Origin of the sequence: Flavobacterium sp. (assembly GCF_049590715.1) — a bacterium.
Taxonomy (GTDB): domain Bacteria; phylum Bacteroidota; class Bacteroidia; order Flavobacteriales; family Flavobacteriaceae; genus Flavobacterium.
This window is the reverse complement of sequence record NZ_JBAWDL010000096.1, coordinates 1-1600: the sequence shown is the minus strand read 5'-3', so window position 1 is coordinate 1600 and position 1600 is coordinate 1. Positions and strand designations below refer to the sequence as shown.

Here is a 1600-nt window from a genome sequence, read left to right as displayed (position 1 = left end):
CTATGTTGCCGATCAATTGAATATTACATCCGCTTACGGAAATTTGCTTCCTGAAGATAAAGTAGCCAAAGTGGAAGAAATTATGAATCGAAAGGAAACGGTTGCTTTTGTAGGTGATGGCGTTAACGATGCGCCCGTGATTACTTTGAGCACGGTAGGTATAGCTATGGGCGGGCTAGGGAGTGATGCTACAATAGAAACGGCAGACATTGTGATTCAAGATGACAAGCCTAGCAAAATTGTGATGGCGATTAAAATAGGGAAAGAAACAAAAAAAATAGTGTGGCAAAATATCACAATGGCTTTTGTGGTCAAAGGTGCTGTTTTACTATTGGGTGCCGGAGGTTTGGCCACTATGTGGGAAGCCGTTTTTGCTGACGTAGGTGTAGCACTATTAGCGATTTTGAACGCTGTACGAATTCAAAAAATGAAATTTTAAAATACTACTTGTTTAAAAGAGAACTGAAATTCTCGACATATAAATTATAAGATATGAAAAATACGATAAGCATAAATCCAGCGACGGGAGAAGAAATAGGAACGTATGCACGCATCGCTGTAACAGAAGCGAAAGAAGAACTTACCAAAGTCAAAAAAGCTTTTGATTCTTGGAAGAAAACCACATTTGAGGAACGATCGGCTTTGATGCACAAGTTCGCCAATATCTTGGAGCAAGACAAAGAGAAATTGGCACAACTTGCTACAGCCGAGATGGGGAAAACAATAGGGCAATCGCGTAAAGAAGTGGAGAAATGTATTTTGGTTTCTCGTTACTATGCTGATCATGCCGAAGAGTTATTGAAGAACGAAATTGTACAAACAGAGGCTAGTAAAAGCTATGTTACTTTTCAGCCTATGGGCGCTGTCTTGGCCGTAATGCCTTGGAATTTTCCATTTTACCAAGTTATTCGGTTTGCAGCTCCAGCAATTATGGCCGGAAATGTAGGTGTGTTGAAACATGCTTCAAACGTACAAGGTTGTGCTTTTGCAATCGAAGAAGCATTTGTAAAAGCCGGTTTTCCAGATAAAATATTTGTGAATTTGAATATCGATTCAGAAAACGTTAAAGATATTATCGAAGACAAAGCAATTGTGGCAGTAACACTCACAGGGAGTGAGCCTGCAGGTCGTTCTGTAGCAGCTATTGCAGGACAAAACTTGAAGAAAACGGTTCTAGAATTAGGGGGTAGTGATGCTTATATTATTTTGGACGACGCCGACCTAGAGGCAGCTACAGATCTAGCTACTTTTGGTAGGTTGCAAAACAACGGACAAACTTGTATTGCCGCTAAACGATTTGTGGTGTTGGAATCGATTTATGATGCCTTTCTAGAAATGTACACTACCAAAATGAAGGGAGCCAAAATGGGCGCACCAACAGACGAGGAAACGTATTACGGTCCATTGGCCAGAGTAAATTTGCGTGATGAATTGCACAAACAGGTCGAAAAATCTATCTCTCAAGGCGCACGTTTGGTTCTAGGAGGTACGATTCCTGAGGGAAAAGGGGCCTACTATCCTGCAACCATATTAGCAGAAGTAACTCCTGGAATGGAAGCTTTTGACAACGAACTTTTTGGACCCGTAGCATCTGTAATTA

General features: G+C 40.9%; 2 protein-coding genes. Both read left to right on the top strand.

All coding sequences use genetic code 11. The features are described from left to right. Positions 1–439 (top strand): HAD-IC family P-type ATPase (locus WBQ70_RS04655; protein WP_423911236.1); only part of this gene is annotated, 439 nt, incomplete at its 5' end. 53 nt (positions 440–492) lie between these two features. Then, the coding region (locus WBQ70_RS04650) for an aldehyde dehydrogenase family protein (RefSeq protein ID WP_423911233.1) at positions 493–1600 on the top strand (1108 nt) is incomplete at its 3' end.